Source organism: Streptomyces sp. NPDC050085 (assembly GCF_044460595.1).
Taxonomy (GTDB): Bacteria; Actinomycetota; Actinomycetes; order Streptomycetales; family Streptomycetaceae; genus Streptomyces.
Genome location: NZ_JBITJZ010000011.1, coordinates 56946 through 83564, shown reverse-complemented (window position 1 = coordinate 83564; position 26619 = coordinate 56946). Strand labels below are relative to the sequence as shown.

The 26619-nt window shown below is 72.6% G+C and carries 24 protein-coding genes; 12 read left to right on the top strand and 12 right to left on the bottom strand.

Annotation, left to right across the window (positions count from 1 at the left end; all coding sequences use genetic code 11):
* Window positions 1-30 precede the first annotated feature (30 nt).
* Complete coding sequence (locus tag ACIBUY_RS32120; RefSeq protein WP_399154471.1) at window positions 31-2763, bottom strand: ATP-binding protein; 2733 nt, start codon at window positions 2761-2763, stop codon at window positions 31-33.
* 143 nt (window positions 2764-2906) lie between these two features.
* Window positions 2907-3104, bottom strand: a complete 198-nt coding sequence (locus ACIBUY_RS32115) for a hypothetical protein (RefSeq protein WP_365567127.1) — start codon at window positions 3102-3104, stop codon at window positions 2907-2909.
* 188 nt (window positions 3105-3292) lie between these two features.
* Here ACIBUY_RS32115 and ACIBUY_RS32110 point away from each other — a divergent pair, with 188 nt between their 5' ends.
* Together ACIBUY_RS32110 and ACIBUY_RS32105 are read left to right on the top strand one after the other, a co-directional pair.
* Complete coding sequence (locus tag ACIBUY_RS32110) at window positions 3293-4681, top strand: aldehyde dehydrogenase family protein (protein WP_365567128.1); 1389 nt, start codon at window positions 3293-3295, stop codon at window positions 4679-4681.
* A 16-nt stretch (window positions 4682-4697) separates the two neighbouring features.
* Window positions 4698-5780 carry a Zn-dependent alcohol dehydrogenase gene (locus ACIBUY_RS32105; RefSeq protein ID WP_399154470.1) on the top strand — a complete coding sequence of 361 codons (1083 nt, stop codon included), beginning with the start codon at window positions 4698-4700 and terminating at the stop codon, window positions 5778-5780.
* A 43-nt stretch (window positions 5781-5823) separates the two neighbouring features.
* On the opposite strand, the gene ACIBUY_RS32100 is transcribed toward ACIBUY_RS32105, so the two are convergent.
* From ACIBUY_RS32100 to ACIBUY_RS32090, 3 genes are all read right to left on the bottom strand, one after another.
* Window positions 5824-6777, bottom strand: coding sequence for an urea transporter (locus ACIBUY_RS32100; protein WP_399154469.1), 954 nt, complete (start codon window positions 6775-6777; stop codon window positions 5824-5826).
* Window positions 6778-6861: 84 nt separating this feature from the next.
* Window positions 6862-7518 (bottom strand): ArsR/SmtB family transcription factor, encoded by a 657-nt coding sequence (locus tag ACIBUY_RS32095; protein ID WP_399154534.1) that lies wholly within the window; start codon window positions 7516-7518, stop codon window positions 6862-6864.
* Between the two features lie 196 nt (window positions 7519-7714).
* Window positions 7715-8368 carry a TetR/AcrR family transcriptional regulator gene (locus tag ACIBUY_RS32090; protein WP_399154468.1) on the bottom strand — a complete coding sequence of 218 codons (654 nt, stop codon included), beginning with the start codon at window positions 8366-8368 and terminating at the stop codon, window positions 7715-7717.
* 65 nt (window positions 8369-8433) lie between these two features.
* Here ACIBUY_RS32090 and ACIBUY_RS32085 point away from each other — a divergent pair, with 65 nt between their 5' ends.
* From ACIBUY_RS32085 to ACIBUY_RS32075, 3 genes are all read left to right on the top strand, one after another.
* Window positions 8434-9594, top strand: coding sequence for an acyl-CoA dehydrogenase family protein (locus ACIBUY_RS32085; RefSeq protein WP_365567133.1), 1161 nt, complete (start codon window positions 8434-8436; stop codon window positions 9592-9594).
* 61 nt (window positions 9595-9655) lie between these two features.
* Window positions 9656-9946 (top strand): YiaA/YiaB family inner membrane protein, encoded by a 291-nt coding sequence (locus ACIBUY_RS32080; protein WP_365567134.1) that lies wholly within the window; start codon window positions 9656-9658, stop codon window positions 9944-9946.
* Between the two features lie 75 nt (window positions 9947-10021).
* Entirely contained in the window at window positions 10022-10663 is a 642-nt protein-coding gene (locus ACIBUY_RS32075) for a TetR/AcrR family transcriptional regulator (RefSeq protein WP_365567135.1), read from the top strand.
* A 29-nt stretch (window positions 10664-10692) separates the two neighbouring features.
* On the opposite strand, the gene ACIBUY_RS32070 is transcribed toward ACIBUY_RS32075, so the two are convergent.
* On the bottom strand, window positions 10693-11154 hold the full coding sequence (locus ACIBUY_RS32070; RefSeq protein WP_365567136.1) for a MaoC family dehydratase: 462 nt from the start codon (window positions 11152-11154) through the stop codon (window positions 10693-10695).
* Window positions 11155-11246: 92 nt separating this feature from the next.
* Between ACIBUY_RS32070 and soxR the strand changes: the two genes are divergently transcribed.
* Window positions 11247-11720, top strand: coding sequence for a redox-sensitive transcriptional activator SoxR (soxR, locus tag ACIBUY_RS32065; protein WP_399154467.1), 474 nt, complete (start codon window positions 11247-11249; stop codon window positions 11718-11720).
* Here the strand turns inward: soxR and ACIBUY_RS32060 are convergent.
* Entirely contained in the window at window positions 11671-12726 is a 1056-nt protein-coding gene (locus ACIBUY_RS32060) for a solute carrier family 23 protein (protein ID WP_399154466.1), read from the bottom strand. The two genes, soxR and ACIBUY_RS32060, sit on opposite strands and share 50 nt — an antisense overlap.
* A gap of 90 nt (window positions 12727-12816) precedes the next feature.
* Between ACIBUY_RS32060 and ACIBUY_RS32055 the strand changes: the two genes are divergently transcribed.
* Complete coding sequence (locus ACIBUY_RS32055; RefSeq protein ID WP_365567140.1) at window positions 12817-13329, top strand: XRE family transcriptional regulator; 513 nt, start codon at window positions 12817-12819, stop codon at window positions 13327-13329.
* Between the two features lie 19 nt (window positions 13330-13348).
* Here the strand turns inward: ACIBUY_RS32055 and ACIBUY_RS32050 are convergent, their stop codons facing one another.
* Both ACIBUY_RS32050 and ACIBUY_RS32045 read right to left on the bottom strand, forming a co-directional pair.
* Window positions 13349-14416: an RNA ligase (ATP) gene (locus ACIBUY_RS32050; RefSeq protein ID WP_399154465.1), complete on the bottom strand. Its 1068-nt coding sequence runs from the start codon at window positions 14414-14416 to the stop codon at window positions 13349-13351.
* Between the two features lie 189 nt (window positions 14417-14605).
* Window positions 14606-15340, bottom strand: a complete 735-nt coding sequence (locus ACIBUY_RS32045; protein ID WP_399154464.1) for a 3-keto-5-aminohexanoate cleavage protein — start codon at window positions 15338-15340, stop codon at window positions 14606-14608.
* A gap of 64 nt (window positions 15341-15404) precedes the next feature.
* Here ACIBUY_RS32045 and ACIBUY_RS32040 point away from each other — a divergent pair, with 64 nt between their 5' ends.
* From ACIBUY_RS32040 to ACIBUY_RS32030, 3 genes are read left to right on the top strand one after another with little or no spacing between them, the layout of a single operon-like run.
* Entirely contained in the window at window positions 15405-15836 is a 432-nt protein-coding gene (locus ACIBUY_RS32040) for a helix-turn-helix domain-containing protein (protein ID WP_399154463.1), read from the top strand.
* 25 nt (window positions 15837-15861) lie between these two features.
* Window positions 15862-16272 carry a DUF4180 domain-containing protein gene (locus ACIBUY_RS32035; protein WP_399154462.1) on the top strand — a complete coding sequence of 137 codons (411 nt, stop codon included), beginning with the start codon at window positions 15862-15864 and terminating at the stop codon, window positions 16270-16272.
* A complete protein-coding gene (locus tag ACIBUY_RS32030) occupies window positions 16269-17993 on the top strand; it encodes an immunity 49 family protein (protein ID WP_399154461.1) in 1725 nt (574 codons plus the stop codon). Before ACIBUY_RS32035 ends, ACIBUY_RS32030 begins: the two co-directional genes overlap by 4 nt.
* Window positions 17994-18056: 63 nt before the next feature.
* Here ACIBUY_RS32030 and ACIBUY_RS32025 read toward each other — a convergent pair whose 3' ends face one another.
* Window positions 18057-18659, bottom strand: a complete 603-nt coding sequence (locus tag ACIBUY_RS32025; protein WP_365567146.1) for a hypothetical protein — start codon at window positions 18657-18659, stop codon at window positions 18057-18059.
* A 277-nt stretch (window positions 18660-18936) separates the two neighbouring features.
* On the opposite strand from ACIBUY_RS32025, the gene ACIBUY_RS32020 reads away from it, so the two are divergent.
* Window positions 18937-21825 carry a penicillin acylase family protein gene (locus ACIBUY_RS32020; RefSeq protein WP_399154460.1) on the top strand — a complete coding sequence of 963 codons (2889 nt, stop codon included), beginning with the start codon at window positions 18937-18939 and terminating at the stop codon, window positions 21823-21825.
* A gap of 121 nt (window positions 21826-21946) precedes the next feature.
* Window positions 21947-23953, top strand: a complete 2007-nt coding sequence (locus ACIBUY_RS32015) for a SpoIIE family protein phosphatase (protein ID WP_399154459.1) — start codon at window positions 21947-21949, stop codon at window positions 23951-23953.
* On the opposite strand, the gene ACIBUY_RS32010 is transcribed toward ACIBUY_RS32015, so the two are convergent.
* Both ACIBUY_RS32010 and ACIBUY_RS32005 read right to left on the bottom strand, forming a co-directional pair.
* The gene (locus ACIBUY_RS32010; RefSeq protein ID WP_399154458.1) at window positions 23950-25212 is read right to left on the bottom strand and encodes a serine-threonine protein kinase; all 1263 of its coding nucleotides are present in this window, start codon (window positions 25210-25212) and stop codon (window positions 23950-23952) included. The genes ACIBUY_RS32015 and ACIBUY_RS32010 overlap by 4 nt on opposite strands.
* Before the next feature lie 102 nt (window positions 25213-25314).
* Window positions 25315-26607 (bottom strand): MFS transporter, encoded by a 1293-nt coding sequence (locus tag ACIBUY_RS32005; protein ID WP_399154533.1) that lies wholly within the window; start codon window positions 26605-26607, stop codon window positions 25315-25317.
* Window positions 26608-26619: the final 12 nt, after the last annotated feature.

The following is a 26619-nucleotide window of genomic DNA, read 5'->3' as shown; positions in this document are numbered from 1 at the left end:
GGCAGCGTCGGAGAGGTGAGGTCGCTGCTTTCAGCCCCGTGCCTGCGCGATCCGGCTGATCCCCGCCGGATACGGCAGGTCCCGCGCCGCCTTCAGTGCCAGGTCGAGCACCGCCTCCGCCTCCTCGGCCCGGCCGAGGCCCCTCAGCGCAGCCCCCAGTACCACCCGCACCTCGATCTCCGTGATCAACTCCCCGGCCCGCGCTGCCCGTTCCGCTTCCGGAAGTGCGATCCGGGCCGCCTCCTCGTGCTGGCCCGCGAGCGCGTGCGCCCAGGCCGCGAGGAGCGCCGACTCGGGGGATTCGGCGGTGCCCAGGAGGTGGAGTGCCTCGGCGGAATCGCCTGCGCGCAGGGCCAGTTCGATGCGGGCGGTGCGGGCCTCGTGGCGGGCCTGGCGGTCGTTGCGGTCGGCGGCTGCCGTCTCCGCGCGGGCCAGGAGGTGCGCCGCCCCGGGCTCGGCGCCGGTCCGCATCAGGACCCGGGCAAGGGCCGCGAGTGCGTACGCGAGGGACCACTCGCCGTCCGGCTCGGCGCCGCGCACGGCCTCCTCCGCCAGCTCTCGGGCGTCCCCGAACTCCTCCATCAGCAAGTGGAGTTCGGCCAGGTTCGCCCGCTCGAAGGCCGCCGCCGTCGGATCGCCCGAGCGCTCCGCGAGCTCCAGTGCGCGGCGGCCCGTGGCGATCGCCTCGCGCAGCCGGCCGCCGCGTCGCGCGTTCTCCCGCTGGATCGACAGGACGCTCGTCAGGAGCGTCGGATCGCCGTACGCCTCGGCCGGTGCAAGCGCCCGGTCGGCGGCGGTGCGGGCCTCGGCGAAGCGGCCCGCAAGCCCCAGGCAGCTGGCCTGCATGCCGTAGGCGCGGGCCACAAGTCCCTTGCCCTGCAGGCCGGTTACGCCGTGCGCCGCCTCCAGGGAGCGCAGCGCCGCCGTGTGCCCCTCGTCGTACGCGCCCTGCACGAAGAGGACCACCGAGCGCGCCAGGTGGTGCTGCGCGGTCGGCTCGGCGCCGGTGTCAGGACCCGGCGGATACGCCCGCAGGACCTCAATGCCGGTGTCCGGGGTGCGCGCCTTGACCAGGGTCTCCGCCAGGTGTCCCGCGGCCAGCACCTCGTCGTCGTGCTCGCCGCGCCGCCCGAACTCCGCGAGGGCCTCGCGCAGCGCGGCCGCCGCCTGCGTGAAGTGGCCCATGCGGCGCAGCACATGGGAGTGGGCGAGGCGGGCGCGGGCCGCGTCCACGTCGAGGCGGGCGACGAGGTCGCGGTAGTAGCGGTCGGCGGTGTCGTTGGCGTAGAGCGCCGCGGCCCGCTCGGCGGCCTGGCGCAGGTACTCGGCGGCCCGCGGGTCGTCGGCCCGCGCGAAGTGCGAGGCGAGTGCGTCCACCGCGTCCGGGCGGTGGCGCAGCACGGCCTCGGCGAACGCGGAGTGCAGCTGCCTGCGGCGTACGGTGCTCAACTGCTCGTAGCAGGTGAGGCGGACGAGCGGGTGCCGGAAGGCGAGACCGGCGGCCGGCCGCCCCGCCGCCACGACTTGGCGCTCGACGACGAACGACGCCCCGATGGCCTCCTCCAGCGCGTCGGCGGCCTGCGCGCCCGCGACCCCGACGCTGTGCTCGGCGACGTCGAGGACCTCGGAGAGCGAGCCCTCGCCGCCGGTCACGGACAGCGCCTCGACCATCCGGCGGGCGGCAGGGCCGAGCCGGGCCAGGCGCTCGGCGACCAGCTGGCGCACGGTCTCGGGGGCACTGTCACCCGTGTCGAGCGAGCGTGCCAGCTCGATCGCGAAGAGCGGGTTGCCGAGGGACAGCTCCCAGACCCGGCTGCTCGCGACGCCCGCGTCGGCGGCCACGGCAAGGCAGGCGTCCCGGTCCAGACGCGTCAACTCCAGGCGCCGCGCGAGCCCTTGACGCACCAGGGACGCGAGGCCCGTGCGGCGCGGATCGCCCTCCGCCAGCTCCTCCTCGCGGCACGTCACCGCGAACCGCCAGGGCGCCCCCGCGTCCGCCGCACGCCGTGCGAGATGGCTGAGCAGCTGGAAGGAGCCCGCGTCGGCCGCGTGCAGATCGTCCAGGACCACCAACACCGGGTGGGCGGCGGCCAGTTCACCGAGCAGGCCCGCCGTCGCACGGAACAGCCGGTCGCGCTCGTCCTCCGGGCTGCGCTCGGCGGGTGTGCGCACCCGGCCCAACGACGGGAGCAGAGCGGCCAGTTCGGGGTACTCCGCGCCCGCCCGGGCACGCTCGGCGGGCGACCGGTCGGCCAGCCAGCCGTCGAGGGCCTCGGCGAACGCCCCGTACGGCGTGTGCCCCTCGGCGTCGTGCCCGGCGCCCCACAGCACCGCCGCACCGGCATCGGCCGCCCGCCGCGCGAGCTCGTCGACGAGCTTCTCGTCGCCGCTGACCCGGACGGTGTTGGCGATCCAGTAGTCCGTGTGCCCGACCTTCTCCTTGTCGAGGAAGGAGGTGAGCGACTGCTGGCTGTCCTCGGCGGTGGCCTTCAGCTCCTTGTACGCGGCCTTGGCGGCCTTCGCGTGCGAGGTCTGCCGCTTGGCGGTCGTGAGGTCGGCCTGGTCCTTGAGGACGACGAAGAACGACGCCTCGCCACCGTGCGCGACGGCGGCGTTCAACGACGCGTCGACCTTGGCGGCGACCGAGGGGGACGGGGTGTCGGCGGCGACTGCCGGCAGGACGCCGGTCACCAGTGCGGCCGCGGTGAACGCGGCCGCCGCCCAGACGGCGGCTCTGCGCCGGGGCGAACGGGGCAGGTGCATCGGGGGTGCTCCTCCGGGAACGGTACGGGGAGTTCGCACGCTAGGAAGACGCCGTTACTGGGGAATTACTGGCGGGCCACCGCAGTACACGGCGGCGGCCCGCCCTCCGGGAGAACGGAGAGCGGGCCGCGGGGGAGGACCGGTTACGAGAGGCAGGCGTACACGGTCGGTTCGGACGGGTCGGTCGTGGTGATGCAGACGTATCCGTCGATGCGGCAGGCGAGGGAGGCGGTCCCCGCGCCGGCGGCGCCCGCCGCACCGGAGCCGAACGCGGCCAGGGCGGTCAGAGAGGTCAGGGAGGCCCCGACCAGGGCGGCGCGCCAGGCGTTCTGTCGCAGCATGCTGGACTCCATGCGTTGTCGGGTTCGGGCGGATCCGAGGCAGCCGGACAGGCCCTGGGCCGGGGCCATTACCCAGGCGTGACCGGCCCGGGCCCGGGCGGCAGGAGTGACGGGCGTCTCTGGCGCCCAAAAACTATCAACGCTAGTTTGAGCATCGGACGAACCGAGCGGTCACCAGAAGGAGAGCCATGAAGGCCCACGACGGCATGTACATCGGCGGAGAGTGGCGCCCCGCGGCGGGCGGCGACACCATCGCCGTCGTCAACCCGGCCGACGAGCAGGTCATCGGCCACGTCCCCGCGGGCACCGCAGAGGACGTCGACACCGCGGTGCGCGCCGCCCGCGCCGCCTTCCCCGGCTGGGCCGCGACCCCGCCCGCCGAGCGCGCCGCGAGGATCGCCGCGCTGCGCGACCAACTCGTGGCCCGCAACGAGGAGATCGCCGAGACGATCGCGGCCGAACTGGGCGCCCCGCTGAAGTTCGCGCAGCAGGTGCACGCGGGCGTCCCCGTCCTGGTCGCCGGTTCGTACGCCGAACTCGCCGCCACGTACGCCTTCGAGGAGAAGGTCGGCAACTCGACCGTCTACGCCGAGCCGGTCGGCGTCGTCGGCGCGATCACGCCCTGGAACTACCCGCTCCACCAGATCGTCTGCAAGGTCGCCCCGGCGCTGGCCGCGGGCTGCACCGTCGTCCTCAAGCCGGCCGAGGACACCCCGCTGACCGCCCAGCTCTTCGCGGAGGCGGTCGACGCGGCGGGCCTCCCGGCCGGTGTCTTCAACCTGGTCACGGGCGTCGGCGCCGTCGCCGGTCAGGCCCTCGCCGAGCACCCGGACGTCGATCTCGTCTCCTTCACGGGCTCCACCGCGGTCGGCAAGCAGATCGGCGCGACGGCGGGCGCCGCCGTCAAGCGCGTCGCCCTGGAGCTCGGCGGCAAGTCGGCGAACGTGATCCTCCCGTCCGCCGACCTCGCCAAGGCCGTCGCCGTCGGCGTCGCCAACGTCATGGGCAACTCGGGCCAGACGTGCAGCGCCTGGACCCGCATGCTCGTGCACACCGACCAGTACGACGAGGCGGTCGAGCTCGCCGCCGCGGCCGCCGCCAAGTACGGCGACCGCATCGGCCCGCTCGTCAATGACAAGCAGCGCACGCGCGTACGCGGCTACATCGCCAAGGGCGTCGAGGAGGGCGCGCGGATCGTCGCGGGCGGCCCCGAATCCCCGCGCGAGCAGGGCTACTTCGTGCAGCCCACCGTCTTCGCCGACGTCACCCCCGAGATGACGATCGCCCAGGAGGAGATCTTCGGCCCGGTCGTCTCGCTCATCCGGTACGCGGACGAGGACGACGCCCTGCGCATCGCCAACGGCACCGTGTACGGGCTCGCGGGCGCGGTCTGGGCGGGCGACGAGGCCGAGGCCGTGGCGTTCGCGCGCCGCATGGACACCGGCCAGGTCGACATCAACGGCGGGCGCTTCAACCCGCTCGCCCCGTTCGGCGGTTACAAGCAGTCGGGCGTCGGCCGCGAGCTCGGCTCCCACGGCCTGACCGAGTACCTCCAGACCAAGTCCCTCCAGTTCTGAGGAAGTTGATTCCCGCATGGTCCGCGCCGCAGTACTGCCCGCCGTCGGCTCCCCGCTGGAGATCACCGACATCGACCTGCCCGAGCCCGGCCCCGGGCAGGTCCGCATCAAGCTCGCCGCCGCCGGTGTCTGCCACTCCGACCTGTCCCTGACCAACGGCACGATGCGCGTGCCGGTCCCCGCCGTCCTCGGCCACGAGGGCGCGGGCACCGTCGTCTCCGTCGGCGAGGGCGTCGCGCACGTCGCACCCGGCGACGGCGTCGTCCTCAACTGGGCTCCCTCGTGCGGCAGTTGTCACGCCTGTACGCTCGGCGAGGTCTGGCTGTGCGCGAACGCCCTCGCGGGCGCGGCCGACGTCTACGCGCACCGGGCCTCGGACGGCTCGGACCTGCACCCCGGTCTGAACGTCGCCGCGTTCGCCGAGGAGACGGTCGTCGCCGCCAACTGCGTCCTGCCCGTCCCGGACGGCGTCCCGCTCACCGACGCGGCCCTGCTCGGCTGCGCGGTGCTCACCGGGTACGGCGCCGTGCACCACTCGGCACAGGTCAAGAAGGGCGAGACCGTCGCTGTTTACGGCGTCGGCGGCGTCGGCCTCGCCACGCTCCAGGCGGCGCGCATCGCGGGCGCATCGAAGATCATCGCGGTGGACGTGTCCCCGGAGAAGGAGGAACTCGCCCGCCGGGCAGGCGCCACGGACTACGTGATCGCGTCCGAGAACACGGCCCGCGAGATCCGCGGCCTCACCGGCAAGCAGGGCGTGGACGTCGCCGTCGAGTGCGTCGGCCGCGCGGTGACGATCCGCACGGCCTGGGAGTCCACGCGCCGCGGCGGCCGCACCACGGTCGTCGGCATCGGCGGCAAGGACCAGCAGGTCACCTTCAACGCCCTGGAACTCTTCCACTGGGGCCGCACCCTGTCCGGCTGCGTCTACGGCAACTCCGACCCCGCCCAGGACCTCCCGGTCCTCGCCGAGCACGTCCGGGCTGGCCGCCTGGACCTCGGCGCGCTGGTCACCGAGCGGATCGCCCTGGACGGGATCCCGGCGGCGTTCGCCAACATGGAGGCGGGCAAGGGCGGCCGGGCCCTGGTGATCTTCTAGGACCCGGCCGGCCGCGGCCGGTCACGGCCCGCCGTCCCGCCGTTCAGGTGCGGGACGGCGGCGCCGTCAGCCGGGGGAACGACCGTGCCCCCGCCAGGAACACCAGGGTCGTCAGCACGAACGGCCAGGTCAGCACGTGCCCGCCCAGCGTCGGCGCGACCGCGGTCGCCACGACGGCCCCGAGCAGTGCGTACAGCAGCGTGCGCACACCGCCGGCCAGGAAGACCCCGCACAGCGCGAGCGCGACGAGCGCCGCGTTGTACCCGGACGTGCCGTCGCCGAGGTGCGCGGCGGGCACCCCGAGCGCCCACGCGACCGCCATCCCCGCGGCGTTCCCGAGACAGGCCACCCCGGCCACGCGCGGCCCGGCCACGAGCAGCCCGGCGAGCACGAACGCGCCCGCGTACCACTGCGGCATCAGGAAGATCTGGCCGAACCCGGCGAGGAACCCCCGTACGACATCGGCGAGTTCGACCTCGACCCCGGCCGCGGCGCGAGCCGCCTGCGCTGTCGGCGCCGGAGCGGCGCCCAGTGTGACCGCGGTCGCCACGGCGCAGAACGGCAGCGTCAGCGCGGGCAGCCCCCACGCCCCGAACGCCCGTCCCGCCGCGGCCGTGACCACGGTGACCACGGCGCAGCCCACCAGGGCGACCACCACGGTGGTCGCCCTGCCCGCCCCGAGGAACACCGCGCAACTCACGCCCACCAAGCAGGCGTTGAACCCCTCGAGCCCCTGCGCGAGCCGCTCGGGCTCCACCCCGAGCAGCCACGCGACGCCGGTCCCGACGGCCGCGCCGCCCACTCCGTAGACCCCGTACTGCCACCCGGCGGCGAACAGGGCGGCCGCGAACAATGCTCCGCTCAGCGCCCGCGGCAGGAACGTGACCTGCCCGATCCCGCGCAGCACGCGGACCGCGAATTGCCTGCAATCCGCTGCCCAGTCATGCCCTGATTCCCCCGGTTCGGCCTGAACCGGGGCCCCCACGATCTGCACCATCCGCCGTTTCCCTTGTTACGACGACATGTCCCCGCACCCGGGCAGGACCTTACCGGTCGGGCAGAAGGCGAAGGGGCGGGCCGCTCACGAAGGAACCCGCACGCCCAACTCGGCCTCGAAAGACGCCGCTCCGGCCCCGGTCACCCGAACCGCCCGCTCGGACCCGATCCGCTCGACCCAGCCGGAGGCGAACGCGTGGTCACAGAGCGCCGCCCCCGCGACCCCCGCCAGATGAACCCGCCGCTCGGTCCAGTCCAGACACCCCCGTACGAGCGGCCGCCGCCCACCCCCGTCGAGCGCGATCCCGAGCCCCTCGAACCAGCCGAGCCCCGCCTCCGTCAAGGAGAGCCCCGCGTCCCTCCGCAACAGCCCCCGCTCGGCCATCCCGTCCGCGACGGCGATCCCGAGCCGCCCCGCGAGGTGGTCGTAGCAGGTGCGCCCGCGTGCCATCGCGTCCCGCGCCGACGACGCCTGCAGCGTCGAGGGCCGGGCCCCGCCGCCGGGCACGGCGTACGCGGCGAGGCCCTCCACGAGCTGCGCGACCTCCGCGCCTGCGAGCCGTACGTACCGGTGCCTGCCCTGTCGTTCCTCGGCGAGCAGTCCGCCCGCGACGAGCTTGCCGAGGTGCTCGCTCGTGGTGGACGCGGCGACCCCCGCGTGCCGCGCGAGCTCCCCGGCGGTCCAGGCCCGACCGTCGAGCAGCGCGAGCACGAAGGCGGCACGCGTCTCGTCGGCGATCAGCGAGGCGAGCGCGGCAAGGCGCGGAGCGCCGGGCTCCTTGGAACCAGAACCAGAAGCAGAACGAGGACCAGAACCAGAAGCAGAACGAGGACCAGAACCAGAACCAGAACGAGGATCAAAACCAGAACGAGGACGACCAGAAGCAGAAGCAGCCATGCCTCAAGCATGCGCCCGGCACATTTCGGCCCGCCCCGAACTATCGCCGGACAGCCGCCGTGACCTGCTCGAACTGCACGGAGAGCCCGTCGAGCAGCGCCGTGAGCCCCGTCTCGAAGGCCCGGTCGTCCACGGCCTGCTGCCGGTCGGCGAGCAGGTGCGCCTGCCCGAGGTGCGGATAGTCCGCCGGGTCGTACGCCGCCTCGTCGTCCACGAACCCGCCCGCGAACGACCCGAGCGCCGAGCCCATCACGAAGTACCGCATGAGCGCGCCGATGGACGTGGCCTGCGCGGCCGGCCACCCGGCGTCCGTCATCGCCCCGAACACGGCGTCCGCGAGCCGGAGTCCGGCCGGGCGCCGCCCCGGCCCCTGGGCCAGTACGGGAACGATGTTGGGGTGCTCGCGCAGCGCGGCCCGGTACGAGACGGCCCAGTCGTGCAGGGCCGTGCGCCAGTCCCGCGGATCGTCCGCGCCGAACATCGACAGATCGACCTGCGCGCTCACCGAGTCGGCGACCGCCTCCAGGATCTGGTCCTTCGTGCGGAAGTGGTTGTACAGGGAAGGACCGCTCACGCCGAGCTCCGCCGCCAGTCGTCGCGTCGAGACGGCCGCGAGCCCCTCGCCGTCGACGAGGGCGCGGGCCGCGTCGACGATGCGGTCGGCGCTCAGGAGGGGCTTGCGCGGTCGGGCCATGCGGCACATAGTAGGGCTGTCACCAAAAACTAGCACTGCTAATTTACGTACCGCGGGAGTCGTCCATGAATCTTGAGCCGAGCGAGGAGCAGACGGCCGTACGTCGGCTCGCCAAGGACTTCGTGGACCGCGAGATCGCACCGAACGTCGTGGCCTGGGACCGGGCCGAGGACGTCGACCGGTCCATCGTGAAGAAGCTCGGCGAGGTCGGCTTCCTGGGGCTCACCATCGACGAGGAGTACGGCGGCTCGGGCGGTGACCACCTCGCGTACTGCCTGGTGACGGAGGAGCTCGGCCGCGGGGACTCCTCCGTGCGCGGCATCGTCTCGGTCTCGCTCGGCCTGGTCACCAAGACCGTCCAGGCGTACGGCTCCGAGGAGCAGAAGCGGGAGTGGCTGCCGCGCCTCACGGCGGGCGAGGCCCTCGGCTGCTTCGGCCTCACCGAGCCCGGCACCGGCTCCGACGCGGGCAACCTGACGACGAAGGCCGTCCGCGACGGCGGGTCCGACGGGGACTGGGTCATCAACGGCTCCAAGATGTTCATCACGAACGGCACGTGGGCCGACGTCGTCCTGCTCTTCGCCCGCTCCACCGACGCCCCCGGCCACAAGGGCGTCAGCGCCTTCCTGGTGCCGACCGACACCCCGGGCCTGACCCGCCGCACCATCCACGGCAAGCTCGGTCTGCGCGGCCAGGCCACGGCCGAACTGGTCCTGGACGACGTGCGCGTCCCCGCCTCCGCGCTGCTCGGCCCCGAGGGCAAGGGCTTCTCCATCGCCATGTCCGCGCTCGCCAAGGGCCGCATGTCCGTGGCCGCGGGCTGCGTCGGCATCGCCCAGGCAGCGCTCGACGCGGCGGTCGGATACGCGGGCGAGCGCGAGCAGTTCGGCAAGTCCATCGCCTCGTACCAGCTGGTCCAGGAGCTGATCAGCGACATCGCGGTGGACGTGGACGCGGCCCGCCTGCTGACCTGGCGCGTGGCCGACCTGATCGACCGCGGCGAGGACTTCGCGACGGCGGCGTCCAAGGCCAAGCTCTTCGCCTCCGAGGCGGCGGTCCGCGCCGCCAACAACGCCCTTCAGGTGTTCGGCGGCTACGGCTACATCGACGAGTACCCGGTCGGCAAGCTGCTCCGCGACGCCCGCGTCATGACCCTGTACGAGGGTACGAGCCAGATCCAGAAGCTGATCATCGGCCGCGCGCTGACCGGCGTATCGGCCTTCTGAGTACGCAACTGAGTACGGGAGCGGATGGGGCGGCGGCCCCGTCCGCTCCATGCTGTGCGGCATGAACGAGACACCGGTCAAGCAGGGCAACACCACAGCCTTCTACAGCCAGGCCATCGCCTCCTTCGCGGTGGCCCTCGCCGCGGTCGCCATCGGCATCTTCCGGCTCGAGGCGAGCGCCTGGATCCGCGCGTTCCTCGCGATTTCGGTCCTCTATCTGACGACGTCGGCCTTCACCCTGGCCAAGGTCATCCGCGACCGCCAGGAGGCGGACCAGCTGGTGAACCGCGTCGACCAGGCCCGCCTGGAGAAGATCCTCGCCGACCACGACCCCTTCAAGCCGGTGCCGTGACGCACGCCTAAGCGCCCGCTCACCTAGGGGGGTATGGTGTGGATCCACGTAGCCGACAGGGATGTGAGCGGAGCCATGACGCACGACGAGCAGATCGAGGTCCAGGACCTCGACGAGATGCCGTGGGCCGAGGTCACCCCCGATGCGGCCCGGCGCCTGCTCGTCGCGGCGGTGGAGGCGTTCGCCGAGCGCGGCTACCACGCCACCACGACCCGCGACATCGCGAGCCGGGCCGGCATGAGCCCGGCCGCCCTCTACATCCACTACAAGACCAAGGAGGAGCTCCTCCTCCGCATCAGCAGCATCGGCCACGAGAAGGCGCTCGAGATCCTGCGCGCCGCGGCCGACGGCGAGGGCACGGCGGCCGAGCGGCTGACCGAGGCGGTGCGGTCCTTCGTCCGCTGGCACGCCGGTCACCACACGACGGCGCGCGTCGTCCAGTACGAGCTGGAGTCGCTCGGCGAGGAGCACCGTCCGGGCATCATGGCCCTGCGCCGGCGCAGCGACGCCGCGGTCCGCGAGATCATCGACGACGGTGTGCGGACGGGGGAGTTCGACGTCCTGGACGTGCCCGGCACCACGGTCGCGATCCTGTCCCTGTGCATCGACGTGTCCCGGTGGTTCAACCCGCAGGGCCGCCGGACGCCCGACGAGGTCGGCGCGCTCTACGCCGACCTCGTCCTGCGGATGGTCGGGGCCGACAGGGCCCCGAAGTAACACCTGCAAGCAGCGACTGCCGGTAACGGCTACAGGTAGTACCGCGACACCGACTCCGCGACGCAGACCGGCTTGTCGCCGCCCTCGCGCTCCACGGTGAACGCCACGGACAGCTGCACCCCGCCCTGCACGTCCTCCACGGACGTGATCCTCCCGGTGGCGCGCAGCCGCGAGCCCACCGGCACGGGCGCGGGGAAGCGCACCTTGTTCGTGCCGTAGTTCACGCCCATCTTCATGCCCTCGACCGAGAGCAGCTGCGGGCCGAACAGCGGCAGCAGCGACAGCGTCAGATAGCCGTGCGCGATGGTCGTGCCGAACGGACCGGCCTTCGCCCGCTCCGGGTCGACGTGGATCCACTGGTGGTCCCCGGTCGCCTCGGCGAACTGGTCGATCCGCTCCTGCGCGACCTCGACCCAGTCGCTGTACCCGAGCTCCTCGCCGACAGCGCCCTTCAGCTCGTCGACGCCCTTGAAAACGCGCGGCTCCGCCATGTCCCGTGACCTCTCGATAGAAATGTCTAAGCGCTTGCTCAGAGCTCCTGGCATGCTAACAACGGCGTCGCCCGGCGACTAGGCTCGGCCGAGTGCCCCAGATTCCGGAGAAGATCCACGAGCTCACCGTCGGCCAGCTGTCGGCGCGCAGCGGCGCCGCCGTCTCCGCCCTGCACTTCTACGAGTCCAAGGGTCTGATCACCAGCCGCCGCACCTCCGGCAACCAGCGCCGCTACGGCCGTGACACGCTGCGCCGCGTCGCCTTCATCCGTGCCGCGCAGCGCGTCGGCATCCCGCTCGCCACGATCCGCGAGGCCCTGGCACAGCTCCCCGAGGAGCGCACCCCCACCCAGGAGGACTGGACGCGCCTGTCGCAGACCTGGCGGTCCGAACTGGACGAGCGCATCAAGCAGTTGAACCGGCTGCGCGACCACCTCACCGACTGCATCGGCTGCGGCTGCCTGTCCCTGGAGACCTGCGTCCTGTCCAACCCGGACGACGTCTTCGGCGAACGCCTCACCGGCTCCCGGCTGCTGGCGGAGCGCCGCGACCGCGCGGCGTCGTGACCGCGGGCTCCCGGGGCCCGTGCACCCGGAACACCGCGCTGAGCACCACCGCGGCGATCACCCCGGCCGCGACCCCGCTGCCGAACAGGGTGCGGGCCCAGGGCGGCAGGCCCGCGTACATCTGCGGTGCCACGATCGGCAGCAGGCCGGCCACCAGGGCGAGAGCGACCACGATGCCGTCCGTGCCGTGGTCGAGGTCGGTGCGCGAGAGCATGCCGAACCCCATGACCGCGATCACCGCGTAGATGACGAGCCCCGCCGCGCCCACCGCCGGCTGCGGGACCGCCGCGAGCACCCGGGGCAGCGGGCCGAGCAGCCCGCAGACGACGAGCAGCAGCCCGGCGGCCGCGGTCACGAACCGGCTGCGTACGCCGGTGAGCCGGACGATGCCGATGTTCTCGGCGCTGGTCACCATCAGCGACGTACCGAAGATGCCGGACCCGAGCGAGACCAGCGCGTCCGCGCGGACGATGCGCGGCACGTCGCGGCCCGGGTCCGGGGTGCGGCCCACGGTCTCGCTGTTCAGGATGGTCTGCCCGGTGGCCTCGGCGAGCGAGGAGAGGGCGAAGACCAGCAGCGGGACGGCGGCGAGCTCGCCGTGGTGGTGGGCGTCGTGGTGCTGGAGCGGGTCGCGGTGCTCGCGCACGACGGTGCCGTCCGGGGTGATCTCCTGCATGAGGCCGCCGCGGTACTTGTGCCACATGGGGAACAGCGCGGGCTCGTCGGGCAGTACGCCGCTGTAGGCGAGGTTGCCGTTCGGGAGGATGCGCGCGTGCCGGCCCGGGCGGTGCGGCAGGTTCCACCGGTGGACCACCTCGCCGCGCAGATCGATCAGATACACCTCGCCGGTGCCGGTCAGCGGCGCGAAGAGCGTGTAGCCGCCGTACGCGGCGTCCTCGTCCAGCGCGATCAGGCCGGTGCCGCGGCGCCGCCGCTGATTCTGGTCCACGCGTGCCATGGAGACCCCTCCGTCGATGCCGATGGCTGCCGTTGGCCTGATGGCCATTGGTTAACTTTTTTAAGTGGCGGTGAAGGAGTTAAGCACGGCGATAGGCTGTCCGGAACGGTCGAAGTGGCGGAAGGGCGTTACAAGTTCATGAACGTGGGACCGGGCATCCGCCGTCGGCGACGAGCCCTGGAGCTGACGCTCGCCGAGGTGGCGCGGCAGGCCGGGGTCTCCGTCCCGTTCCTGAGCCAGGTCGAGAACGGACGCTCGCGCCCGAGCATGGGCTCGCTGCAGCGCATCGCCGACGCGCTCGGCACCACCGCGGTCGAACTCCTCGCCGCGGCGCAGGCCCCGCGCCCGGTCGACGTGGTCCGCGGCGTGGACGTGCCCGCGACACCGGACGGCGTACGCCCCCTGGTGCGGGGCCAACAGCGGCTGCACGCCCTGGAGTTCACCGGCGACCACGACTGGGGCCGCGAGTACCGGCACGCCGGCGACGAGATCCTCTACGTCGCCGACGGCTCGGCCGAGGTCGAGGCGGACGGTGTGCGCTACGTGCTCGAACGCGGCGACACCCTCTACTGCACGGCCCGACTCCCGCACCGCTGGCGCCCGTTGGAGCCGGGCACACGCGTGCTGATGGTGGGAGTCGCGGGCCCGTAGCGCCCCGCGCCCCGGTGGATCACTCGTACTCGGTGCCGCCCTTGCGGGTCAGGTACGCCGGGCTGACCGCCTTGACGAGGGCCCGCCCGCCGGTCACCGGGCTGTAGCGCTCGGCGGCCGCGCGCACCACGACGCCCTCGCGCAGGTGCAGCTGCCCGCCGGACACCGTCTCGCGGCCCGAGGCGAGTTCCAGGACGCGGTCGATGTCGTACGGGCCCGTGAACAGGCGCGGCACCAGCGGCAGTTCGCCGTCCAGGACCTCGGCGGGGTCCAGCCAGCGGACCTCGCCGTCGATCTCCGCCGAGACGTCGAACGCCGCGTAGCCGAGGGTGTCCCTGCGGCCGTCCGCGCCGTACGTCAGGTCCTGCACCCCGGCGCCGTACACCTCGCCGAAGATGCCGACCCGGCGCGCGCCGAGCCGCTCGGCAAGGCGGGCGGCGGCCTCCGCGACGCCGTGCCCGCGGATCGCCCGCCAGTACAGATTGCGCGGATCCTCCTTCAGGGCGAGGGACTTGGAGCCGAACCCCTTCGACGACACGTGGACGCGTCCGTCCGCCGCGACGTAGGTCAGCAGGCACGCCGAACCGTGGAGCTTCTCCGTGACGACCACCGGCTCGCCGGGCGCGAAGACGTCCGGGTAGCGCCGCACGTTCTCGATGTCGACCCAGGGCAGCAGGTCCGGCGCGGACTCCACCTCGCCGCTCATGGTCGGCGGGATCGGCGGCACCCACTTGGTGATCCCGAGCAGCGGCGCGAAGTCCGTGCCGTCCGCGGCGGCCGCAGCCAGGTCGACGCCGTCGAGCGCCGCGGGCCTGCACACGATGCCCTGCGACAGCTCACCGCGCAGCCGTACGGCCTTGACGCGGTCCGCGTTCCCGCCCGCGAGCCGCCCGGTCAGACCCAGCTCCTCGATGAGCGCGGCCGGCAGCACGGACTGCTCGGGGATGTACACGGCGGTGTCCCCGGAGCGGTAGGCGCCCTTCGCCACCACGGCCCGGTACAGGCCGACCTGTGCGAGCTCCAGGGCGTCGGCGTTCGGGTGCGGATGGACGGTCAGGGTCTCGGCGGTGACGCGCAGCGTCGACATGGCGGCGGGATCTCCTTCGGGGTGCGGCCGGGTCTCGTCGCCGTCAACTGTCCGACCGGGAAACGGCTGGAGCGAGCGGTTTTCCTGCTGCTACGGTCGCCCGGCCGTGGATGCCGCAGGCGTCTCAGAGGCGCGAGGGGCTGTGCGTCCGGTTCCCACCCGCTGCGGCCGGCGATGAGTACGGCGAAGCTAGGGCGCGGCCCGCAGGCCCGGCCGGAACAGGGCGATCGCCGCAGCCACCAACTGGGCGTTGCCACCGGCCCGTTCCCCGCCCGGCAGGGCCGGCGTGTCCTCCAGGCCGACGCGGGTCGCGAGGCCCAGACGGGCGGCGAGGCGCAGCACCGGCCAGGTCCCGCCCTCCTCCCCGTGCAGCAGGACGGGCCTGCCGTGGGCGGTGCCGATCGCCGCGAGGACCGTACGCGCCGACTCCACGGCGGTGTCCGGATCCGGGTCCGTCACCTCGGCGAGGACCCGCAGCACCCGGCCCGCCAGCGGGGACGCCGCGAACCGTGCCGCCCCGTCGGTGCCCGACCAGATGCCCGCCTCCACGCCGACGCCCCGCTCGAGGAGCGCGGCGGCCACCGCCTCCGCGCCCTCCTCGTGCCAGTTCACCGACGCGTGGTCGGGCAGCGTCGTCCAGGAGCGGATCCGCGCCACCCGGGCGGCCGGGTCCGGCTCCGCCCACGCGCCCGTCGTGACCCCGACCGGCACCGCCACCCGCGCCCGGATCGCCTCCAGGGTCGCGGCCACCGAGCGCGGCGACAACGTGTCCCGGCCGCACGGGGTCTTCGGATGGACGTGCACGTCCGACGCCCCGGCCGCGACCGCCGCGGCCGCGGACTCGGCCAGCGCGACGGGGGAGAGCGGGACCACCGCGCCGTCCGCCGCGTCCCGCGCCCCGTTCAGACAGACCTGTACGAACACCCTGTGCCTTCCCTTCACGTACTTATCATTACGTCGATTCCGCACTCCGAGGTATGTTGAGGGAGTGCAGCGACAGTACTACTCCCTCGATCAGGTCGCGGATCTGCTCGGGCTCCACGTCCGGACCGTGCGCGGCTATGTGCGCGACGGGCGGCTGAAAGCTACCCAGGTGGGCCGCCGGTACCGCGTGACCCGCGACGACCTTGAGGCCTTCACGGGCGCCCCGGCCGCACCGCGCCCGCCGGACCGCGCCCACGCGGAGGCGTCCGTCATCGTCCAGATCGACGGCGCCACCCCGCAGGCGGCGATGCGGCTGGCCAACACCGTCGTGGCCAGTGCCAACAGCCGCACGGGCGGCACGCCGCGGTTGCGCGTGGAGTCCGTGTACGACGAGGAGCGCGCCGTGCTCAAGGTCGTGGTCCTGGGCGGGCTCGCGGAGGCCGCCGAGCTGTTGAAGATCGTCGACGTATTGGTGGATGACCCCGGTGGGCAGTGAGATGAGCAGTGGGATGAGCAGTGGGATGAGCAGTGAGGCGGAAAGTGAGATGGTCGGTGAACCGACCCTGGAAGTAAGGGAGTTGGGCGGCGTCTCCGTGCTCGTGTGCTCCGCGCACGGGCCCCTCCTCGACAGTGAGCGGGCCGCCCTCGACCTCATCGGTGACGCCGGCTACCGCGGTGCCACCTGGGTCGCCGTGCCCGCCGAGCGCTGCGGCGACGACTTCTTCCGGCTGCGCACGCGCATCGCGGGCGACGTCGTCCAGAAGTTCGTGAACTACCGCACGGGCCTGGCGATTCTGGGCGACATCGAGTCAAGAACCGCCACCAGCACGTCACTTCGCGACTTCGTCCGGGAGAGCAACCGGGGTCGTCAGCTGTGGTTCCTGCCCGACGCGGACGCGCTGGAGGCGCGCCTCGTAGAGTCGGGTGCGTGACAGCACATGACGCGCCCGACCCCCATCTGCCCCAGCTGACAGCCGCGCAGGCCACGACGCTGCGCGGCCTCGTCGCCGAGCACCTGCACGCCCGCGACGGCGCGGCGCCCACGATGACCGGCGACGCGGCCGAGACCGGGGGCCGCCGCCACCCGCTGACGAACCTGGCACAGCGCTGCCGCGTCGCACCCGAGGAGACCTGGCCGGAGCTGGTCGCCGCCTTCTTCGCGAACCTCGCCGAAGCGTCCCAAGGGGGCGAGAGCGCCGAGGAGTTGCTGGAGCGGACCGTGCTGCGCCTGGTGCCGCCCGGCGCCGTGCCCGCAGGCCTGGCCGACGGCTTCCAGTACCTGCGCGGCGTCTCCGAAGGCCTCGACCTCGCGCTCGCCCTCGACGGCCCCACGTCCGTGCGGCTGCTCACCGACCAGGACCTGGCCCGCGCCGGCGCCGACGCGCTGTGGGCCGCCGGGCAGCGCAACCTCGTCCGCGAGCCGATGCGGCACGAGGAAGTGCGCCTCGACGGGCACCCGGTGCTGTACTCCGTGTACGGCGACTCGCCGTTCGTCTCCACCAAGGCGCTCGTCCTTCAGGAGGTCGTCGCCGAGGTCACCGGGCGGCGCATGCCCGACGCGGGCGCCCTCGTCGTCGTACCGACCCGACACCTGCTCGCGTTCCACCCGATCGTCGACGGCGGCGCGATCGACGCCGTCAACGACCTGGCCACGTACGCCTTCCGGGCCCACGAGGACGGCCCCGGGTCGCTCTCGCCGCGCGTGTACTGGTGGCACGAGGGGCGCCTGACCTCCCTCACCGTCATCGATCACGAGACCCGCACCTTCACCCAGGCGCCGCCGCAGGAGCTCGTGGACATCATGCGGTCGCTGCGCGGCCTCGACCGGGCCGGGCGGCTCGTCACCTCGGCGCCCGCCGTCGAGGTGGCCGAACTCACCGACACCACCGCCGGGTTGATCGCCGGGCTCGGCAAGGCGCCCGACCGGCTCCCGGACGCCTTCGCCTCCGCCGTGTCCCTGGCCCACGCCCACGCCGCGACCGACCCCGAGGCCGACCGCGTCGAGACCTGGGACGCCTGGGTCGCGGCCCTCCAGCTCGGCACGGCTCTCTTCACGCAGACGAAGGAGGTCGAAGTCCAGCTGGGTGAAAGGGAGTTGACCGTGCCCGCCGCAGGGGGCGGGGCCCAGGGCGACGCCCGCGCCTGGCTCGACGCCTTCTATCTCACCCTCGTGACCCGCGAGCGCGAGCGCACGACACGGCTGTGCCAGGTGCCGCTCGACGCGCTGCGCGGCGACACCCCGGTCGACGACTACGTCCTGCACTGGATCGACGTCCTGCAGAGCCACTGGCTGCGCCGCCCCATCGACGACGTCGTCCAGAAGCTCGTCACGACGATCGAGACCTCGCACCCGGACCGGGCGAGCCTCGCCCCGAAGGACTTCCTCAACTCCGTCGACTACCAGCCGGTCGCGCTCTTCCACCGGCTGATCGGCCAGGACGACGACGCGTTCGCCGAGGCGCTCGCCCAGGCGCTCGCGCAGCACGGCGACTACTGGGGGGACTCGGCCGCGCCGCGCGCCCGCGTGGCCCTCGGACCTCTGGCCCTGGCCTGTCTCGCGTACGACATGGACGTTCCGGTCCGCACCGACGCGCCGTACCTGCCGACGTACCTGCTCGACCGGCAACGGCTCGAAGTCATTCCGGGGTTCTAGTACTGCTTTCCCGTGCGGTGAAAACCGGGGGTGCGCCGGCGACCGGCCCGCACCCCCGTCGCGCTACGCAGAGACCAGCAGCCGCGCACGCCTGGCATCGGCCAGTGCCGCGGGCGTCAGGACGGGGCGCGGCACCACGATGCCGCAGTGGGAACAGACGGGGCCCGACGACGGTTCGTGCGCCAGGTCGTGCTTCCAGACGAGCGCCGTGCCCGCGCACACCGGGCAGCTCTCGCCCGGGTCGCGCTCGAGGGCCGCGATCAGCCGGCGCAGGACTTCGGCCAGCGGTTCGGTGGGGTGCACCGACGGGTCGTCGCACCAGGCGACCCCGAATCCGCCCCAGGTCAGCCGGTGCCAGTCGTCCACGCTGCCCGGGCGGCGCAGTCCGTCGTGCTTCTCCTTGCGCCTGCGCTCCGCGAAGGCGACTTCGTACGCGAGCCAGACGGCCCGCGCCTCCTCCAGCTCCTCCAGGGCCGCGACCAGGCGGGCCGGGTCGGGGGAGCGGTCCTCGGGGCCGAACCCGGCCCGGGAGCACAGATGGTCCCAGGTCGCCCGGTGCCCGTAGGGAGCGAATCTCTCCAGGCACTTGCGCAGTGAGTAGCGCCGCAGTGCCAGATCGCTGCGCGGGTCGCGCACCTGTCTTGCCAGACTTCGGAATCCAGCCATCGCCCTGCACCTCCGTCACACGTACGTTGGCGTTGCTGCAGACATGAATCGTCAACAAGCAGCGTCGCCGAGTAGACGTATCGACACGCGATTCGGATCCCTCATCGGGGCGGTCGGTCCCATCCGATTTCCGATGGGGTCCATCACCGGCACCCGCTGAGGCCGGGGAGCGGCCGAGTGGTCCCTGTGGTGACTCCGAAAACGTGACGCATGTTCATCTTCTGTCGTTGGCTAACCGCCGGTAACCTCCGGCGCACCATCGTCGGGAGGACCAGGCATGCGACGACGCATCCCACGAACCACCCTGCACAGAAAGCCGTTCAGCCCTCTGCGGAGAATTACGGCCGCCGCGGCGCTCGTGCTCACCGCGGGACTGCTCTCCCCTCTCTCCCCACTCGCCCCTCTTGCCCCTCTTGCCAGGGCCACCGCCGCCGACGGACCCGCGCCCGCCGGCGACTACTGCAAGGGCCAGTGCGCGGACATCCTGCCGCCCGGGGCGAACGGCAGCGCCACGCTGGCCGAGATCCTCGCCAACAAGGTGCTCGGCACGCAGCCCGCACACGCCGACGATCAGCTCGGTCCCTATGACGCCCTGTCGTCCGGCTACCCGTCGCTCACGGACGACACGCTCACGAACTTCTTCAATGACTCCTCCTTCGGTGTCGCGGACGATCAGGTCGCCTCGGTCACGCGCCCCCGCGACGACGTCACGATCACCCGTGACAAGAAGAACGGCGTACCCCACATCAAAGGTTCCACGCGCTACGGAACCGAGTTCGGCGCCGGCTTCGCCGCAGGTCAGGACCGCCTCTGGTTGATCGACCTGTTCCGCCACATCGGCCGCGGCGAGCTGACGTCGTTCGCCGGGGGCGCCCTCGCCAACCAGGGCCTGGAGCAGGAGTTCTGGCCGCAGGCCCCCTACACCGAGGACGATCTGCAGAAGCAGGTCGACTTCATCAAGAGCTCGGGCGGCGAGCGCGGCAAGCAGGCCATGGACGACGCGCAGGCCTACATCGACGGCCTCAACGCCTACCGCGTCAAGTCGAAGAACGGCCGCTACTTCCCCGGCGAGTACGTCCTCACCGGCAAGATCGACGCGATCACGAACATCGGCGAGATCCAGCCGTTCAAGGTGACCGACATGATCGCGCTGGCCTCCGTGGTCGGCGGACTGTTCGGCAACGGCGGCGGGGGAGAGGTCGACGCGGCCCTCTCGCTCATGAAGTCCCAGGAGAAGTACGGCATCGAGAAGGGCACCCAGGTCTGGGAGTCCTTCCGCGGTCGCAACGACCCCGAGGCCGTCACCACCATCCACGACGGCACGAGCTTCCCCTACGGGGAGAAGCCGGAGAACGCGCGCGGCCAGGCCATGCCCGACAAGGGCTCGGTGCAGAGCGAACCGCTCGTGTACGACCGCACGGGCTCGGCGGCCACGGAATCCACCAAGGCCGTGGCCAAGGACCCGGTGCGGGCCCCGGCGAAGCTGAAGCCGCTCCAGGGCATGTACGACGACGGGGTGCTCCCCGCCGACATGTTCAAGGACCCGGCCTCCCAGAAGGGCATGTCGAACGCCCTCCTCGTCTCGGGCAAGCACACCGCCTCCGGCCACCCGGTCGCCGTGTTCGGGCCGCAGACCGGCTACTTCGCGCCGCAACTGCTGATGATGCAGGAGCTCCAGGGCCCCGGCATCAGCGCGCGCGGCGTCTCGTTCGCCGGCGTCGGCATGTACATCCAGCTCGGCCGCGGCCAGGACTACGCCTGGTCGGCGACCTCCGCGGGCCAGGACATCACCGACACCTACGCGGTCCAGCTCTGCGAGCCGGGCGGCGGGACCCCGACGAAGCAGTCCACGTCGTACCTGTACCGCGGCACCTGCACCCCGATGGACAAGCTGGAGAAGACCAACTCCTGGAAGCCGACCGTCGCCGACTCGACGGCCGCGGGCTCGTACCGGATGCAGGTCTTCCGCACGAAGTACGGCATCGTCACGCACCGCGCGACGGTCGGCGGCAAGCCCGTCGCGTACACCTCGCTGCGCTCCACCTACCGCCACGAGGCCGACTCGATCATCGGCTTCCAGATGCTCAACGACCCGGACTACGTGAAGGACGCCGCGACCTTCGAGCAGGCGGCGCAGCACATCAGCTACGCCTTCAACTGGTTCTACGCCGACTCGCGCGACATCGCGTACTACAACAGCGGCAGCAACCCGGTGCGCGCCACCGACGTCGACATGTCGCTACCGGTCAGGGCCGAACAGGCCTATGAGTGGAAGGACTTCGACCCGGCCGACAACACGGCGGCGTACACCCCGCCGTCCCAGCACCCGAACTCGCTGAACCAGGACTACTACATCTCCTGGAACAACAAACAGGCCAAGGACTTCACCGCGGCCAACTTCAGCCTCGGGGCCGTGCACCGCGGCAACCTCCTCGACGACCGCGTCAAGAAGCTGACGGCGCAGGGCGGCGTCACCCGCGCCTCCCTCACCCGGGCCATGGAGGAGGCCGCCGTGACCGACCTGCGCGGCGAGCAGGTGCTCCCGGAGATCCTCGAGGTCATCCGCAGCAAGCCGGTCGACGACCCCCAACTGTCCAAGGCCGTGCAGCAGTTGGAGGACTGGCGCGCGGCGGGCGCGCAGCGCAACCAGACGTCCGCGGGTTCGAAGGCGTACGCGCATCCCGACGCCGTACGGATCATGGACGCGTGGTGGCCGCTGCTCGTGCGGGCCGAGTTCGAGCCGGGGCTCGGCGACGACCTGTACGCGGCGCTCGCCGGTGAGCTGAGCATCGACGAGTCGCCGTCCGCGGGCCACGGCCCGACCGGTTCGCACGCCGGGTCGTCCTTCCAGTACGGCTGGTGGGGCTACGTCGACAAGGACCTGCGCACGGTCCTCGGCCGGCCGGTGCAGGGCAGGCTCGGCGCCACGTACTGCGGCGCCGGTGACCTCTCCGCCTGCCGTGACGCGCTGCTGTCGTCCCTGGCGACGGCGGTGGCGAAACCGGCCACGGAGGTCTACCCGGGCGACGCCTCGTGCGCCGCCGGCGACCAGTGGTGCGCGGACACGATCATCCACCGGGCGCTCGGCGGGATCACGCACCGCGGCATCCAGTGGCAGAACCGTCCGACGTACCAGCAGGTCGTGGAGTTCCCGGCCCACCGATAGGGGAGCGGCAGGCCGCGGTCCCGTCCGTCCGGCGATCGGGGCGGACGGGCCCGCGGTGACGTTCCCACCCGTTCGGCGTACCCGTACGGCGGCCCCGGCCCCGGTCGACAATCGTTCACCTATGACCGCGGCCAGGGCCCTCGACCCGAAACTCTTCGACGAGACCATCGCGGCGGTGGCCCTGTTCGCGGGCTCCGACCACCGGCTGCTCTACACGAACGCGGCACTGAAGCGGATGATCGGCGCCCGGCCGCTCGGGCTCCCGGCCAAGGAGGCCTTCCCGGAGAAGGACGCCGAGGAGTTCCTGACCGTCCTTGACGAGGTGCGCGCCACCGGCCGGGCCCGGCAGCTGCACGACTCCCGCGAACCCGACCCCGGCGCACCCCACCAGGCCAACTACTTCGTCTACTCCTGCACGCCCGTCACCACACCGCAGGGCGACGGGGCGCTCGTCGTCCTGATGGACACCACCGCCGAGACCCGGGCGCTGCAGCGGTACGAGGCCCTGGTGTCGGCCGTGTCGCAGATGGTGTGGGTGATGCGCCCGGACGGCACCATGGACGAGCTCGTGCCCGGCTGGCAGCAGCTCACCGGCGTCCCCTGGCCCGGCCGGGCGGACGAGATGCTCTTCGCCCACATCCATCCGCGCGACCGCGAGGCCCTCGGCCACGCCTGGCGGAAGGCCGCCAGGGCGGAGGATCCGCAGATGTTCGCGGCCACCTTCCGCGTCAGGACCGCCGAGGGCGCCTACCGCCACGTCACGACCCGCGCGGTGCCCGTGGTGAGCGGCAGCGGCCGGGTCGGCGAGTGGATCGCCGCCGCCACCGCCGACGTCGAGGACTCCTGGGGCGCGCAGTTGCGCGAGCGGCTGCTCGCGCAGGTGGCCGGGGTGTCCGGCGGGACCCTGGACGAGGCGTTCGCCGAGGTCGTGAAGGTGATCGTGCCCGAACTCGCCGACGCCTGCCTGATCCTGCTGCTCTCCCACGAGGAGTGGCCGCTGCCCGAGAACGCCCGGGTCACGGCCCGCCGCGTCGCCTCCGCCACCCGGCCGGGCCTGCCGCCGCCGCCCGCCCTGCGCAGCCAGCGCGTCACCGTCACCCCGTTCGTGCGCGAGGTCCTGGAGGCGGGCGTGCCGCGCACCTTCTACCTCCCGGTCGGCGGCGAGGTGCCGACCGGGCTCGTCCCCTGCGTCACCGAGGAGTGGCTCGTCGCCGCGGGCGCGACCAGCCTGACCCTGGTCCCGCTCGTCGTCGACGACATGGTGCTCGGCTACGCCGCCACCAGCACCAACGGGGACACGCCCGTGCCGGCCGCGAACGACGTCGCCCTGCTCCGCGACGTCCTGCACCACGCGCAGCGGCCCATCCGCAAGGTCCTCGACCTGCAGCAGGCCCGCCGCACCGCGCTCGGCCTGCAGCGCGCCCACCTCACCCGGCCGCCCGAGGTGGCGGGGGCCGCCCTCGCCGCCTGCTACCAGCCGGCCAGTTCGGCCGGCGAGATCGGCGGGGACTGGTACGACGCCCTCACCCTGCCCGACGGCACCCTCGTCCTCGACATCGGCGACGTCGCCGGGCACGATCTCGCGGCGGCCACCGCCATGGGACAGCTGCGCAGCATGCTCCGCGCCCTCGCCTGGAACCAGGGGCCGCACTGCACGCCCGCCACGGTCCTGTCCCGCCTCGACGCCGTGGCCGAAGGGCTGCACGTCGCGCCCTTCACCACCGCCGTCCACTCGTACCTGCGCCGGCTGCCCGGCGGGCGCTGGCGCATGACGTGGTCCAACGCCGGGCATCCGCCGCCGCTGCTCGTCCCCGCCGACGGCGACCCGTACTTCCTCACCGGCGACGGCACGGACCCGCCGCTGTGCGTCGACCCGGGCGCCGCCCGCACCACCCACGTCCAGGAGCTCGGGCCGGGCGACACCCTGCTGCACTACACGGACGGGCTGATCGAGACGCCCACCGCGGGCATCGACGAAGGGCAGGAACGCCTGCGGGCCGCGGCCGCGCGCCACCGCCACGAGCCCCTCCCCGAGCTCCTCGGCCACCTCCACGAACTCGCGGACCTCAGGGACGACACGGCACTGATCGCCTTCCGTACGTCGACGGATCCCTCCCCGGAGTCCTAGGCGATCCGCCCCGCGCCGAGCACCACCCGCGCCAGCTCCTCGTGGCAGATGTCGCTGTGGGCCCCCGACGGCGGCGGCCCGTTGCGCACGACCTGTGCCGCGTCCACGCTCGCGCAACCCTTGCCGGGCAACCCCGCCCGCAGCACGTCGGCCAGTGTGAGACGCACCGCGCCCGCCACGTCCTGGATCCCGTCGAAGCCCATCGCGCCCCAGCGCAGGCCGAGGTCGAAGGCGCCCTTGTCGTCGTCGGCGAGCCGGGACGCGATCGGGTACATGGTGCTCAGCGCCGTGTCGAAGTGCGAGTAGCAGGACACCAACGGGCCGTCGACGCGCGCCTGTTGGCCCTTGAGGACGCCGCGGTTCGCGAACGCGTAGTGGGAGAAGGCACCCTGGAGCAGCGTCACCGACTTCACGTTGTGGGCGGCGGGATCGAGCCCCGCGAGGGCGAACGACACCAGACGCGCCCCGAAACTGTGCCCCACCAGGTGGACCCGGACGTCGGGCGCGTCGTGCGCCAGGCGGCCGAGGAAGGGTCCGAGCCCGGCCTGCCCCACTTTGCCCGCCCGCTTCTTCATCGCGAAGTACGTGGCCTGGCGCAGCAGTTCGTGGGCGCCCTTCCACGCCTTGACCACACCGCCCGGCCACCGGATCGAGGCCGCGCCCACCGTGGCCTCCAGCGCCTCGGCGAACTCCACGCACACGTCCTGCGTGTTCTGCTGGAGCATGGCGGGGGCGGTGTGCGCACCCTCCTCGCGGACGTCCGCGCCGAGCGCGGCGGGGCGGATCCCGACCAACTGCCGTACGAGACCGCCGAACTGGTCGAACGCGGTGTCGCTGTCCGGCTGTTCGTCGAGCAGCCGGGCCAGCTGGTCCACGAGCGGCTTGCCGTGCGGGAACATCTCGACGAGCGCCGCCCGCGTCCCGCTGTCGAGCGTGGTGCGCGGCGTCGTGTCGGCGGCCGCGAGCGCCGGGTCGAAGTCGGGGATCGGCTCGTCCGCGAACCGCATCGAGGGCCACAGCACGCCCACGTATCCGAGGTGCGCGTTCGGGGCGAGCGCCGGGAACGGGGCGAAGAACCGGTCGTAGAGCCGGGTCGCGACGGACCGGTCGTTGTTCCAGCCGTGCGCGAACACGACGAGGTCCCGCACCTGGTGGGCCTCGCGCAGCAGCCGGTCGCGCCGCCCGGGCTCGGGATCCCCGTCGGCGTCGAACGTCAGCTCCCAGTAGGGACGTACATGAACTTCCGGCTGATCAGCCATGGCCAACCCCCGTGGCAGTGGTCCGTGCGGTGTGCCGCATCGTCCTGCCGCAGCCGGGGGTTGGCCATACGCCGCGTCACATGTCGTCAACGGGCGGCCACATCAGGCCAGTTCGCGCTCGCGCGTCTCCGGCAGGGCCAGGACGCACAGCAGGGAGACGACGGCCATCGCGCTCACGTACCAGCCCACCGAGTCCGAGCCGAAGGCGCTCTGCAGCCGCGTCGCCACCAGCGGTGCGACCGCGCCGCCGAGCACCCCGCCCAGGTTGTACGCGAAGGAGGCACCGGAGTAGCGCACCCGGACCCCGAACAGCTCCGGCAGGTACGCACCCATGGGCCCGTACACCACGCCCATGCAGAACAGGGCGCCGCCGAGCGCGAGCGCGATGAGCACCGGCTTCTCGGTGTCCATCAGCGGGAACAGGGCGAGGCCCCAGACGATCGCCAGCGCGGAGCCGATCAGCACCGTCTTCCGCCGGCCGCCCGCGTCCGAGCGCGTCGCCGCCAGCCAGGTCCCGGCGGCCAGGAACAGGCACGCCACCAGCGACACCGCGAGCATCGTGCTGCGGGGGACACCGAGGGTCTTCGTGCCGTACGCGAGGCAGTACGTGGTGGCCGTGTAGAAGAGGCCGTACGCGACGACCATGCCGCCCGCGCCGAGCAGGATCTCCTTCGGGTGGCGCTTGAAGACCTCCAACGCCGGTGCCCTGCTCGCTTCCTGATCGGCCATCACCTTGGCGAAGACCGGCGTCTCGCTGATCTTCAGCCGGACGAACAGGCCGACGGCGACCAGCAGGAACGACAACAGGAACGGAATGCGCCAGCCCCACGACTGGAACGCGTCGTCGGACAGCGTCTGTGACAGCAGCCAGAAGATCCCGGTCGCCGCGAAGAAGCCGACGGACGGGCCGAGTTGGGGGAACGCCGCGAACAGTCCGCGTTTGCCGCGCGGCGCGTGCTCCACGGCGAGCAGCGCCGCCCCGCCCCACTCGCCGCCGAGCCCGACGCCCTGCAGGAACCGGAGCAGCACGAGCAGGACCGGCGCCCAGACGCCCAACGTGTCGTATCCGGGCAGCAGTCCGACGCACGCCGTCGACAGGCCCATCAGGAGCAGCGAGGCCACGAGCACCGACTTGCGGCCGATCCGGTCGCCGAAGTGACCGAAGACCAGCGAGCCGATGGGGCGGGCCGCGAACGCGACGGCGTACGTCGAGAAGGAGGCGAGGGTGGCGTTGAGGGAGGACAGGTTCGGGAAGAACGCGGCGTTGAGGACGAGCGCGGCGGCCGTTCCGTAGACGTAGAAGTCGTAGAACTCGATGGCGGTCCCGATGAAACTCGCCACCGCCACGCGGCGCAATCCCTCCGGGCGGGGGACCCGCTCTGTGGTGGCCGGAATCGTATCTTCCCT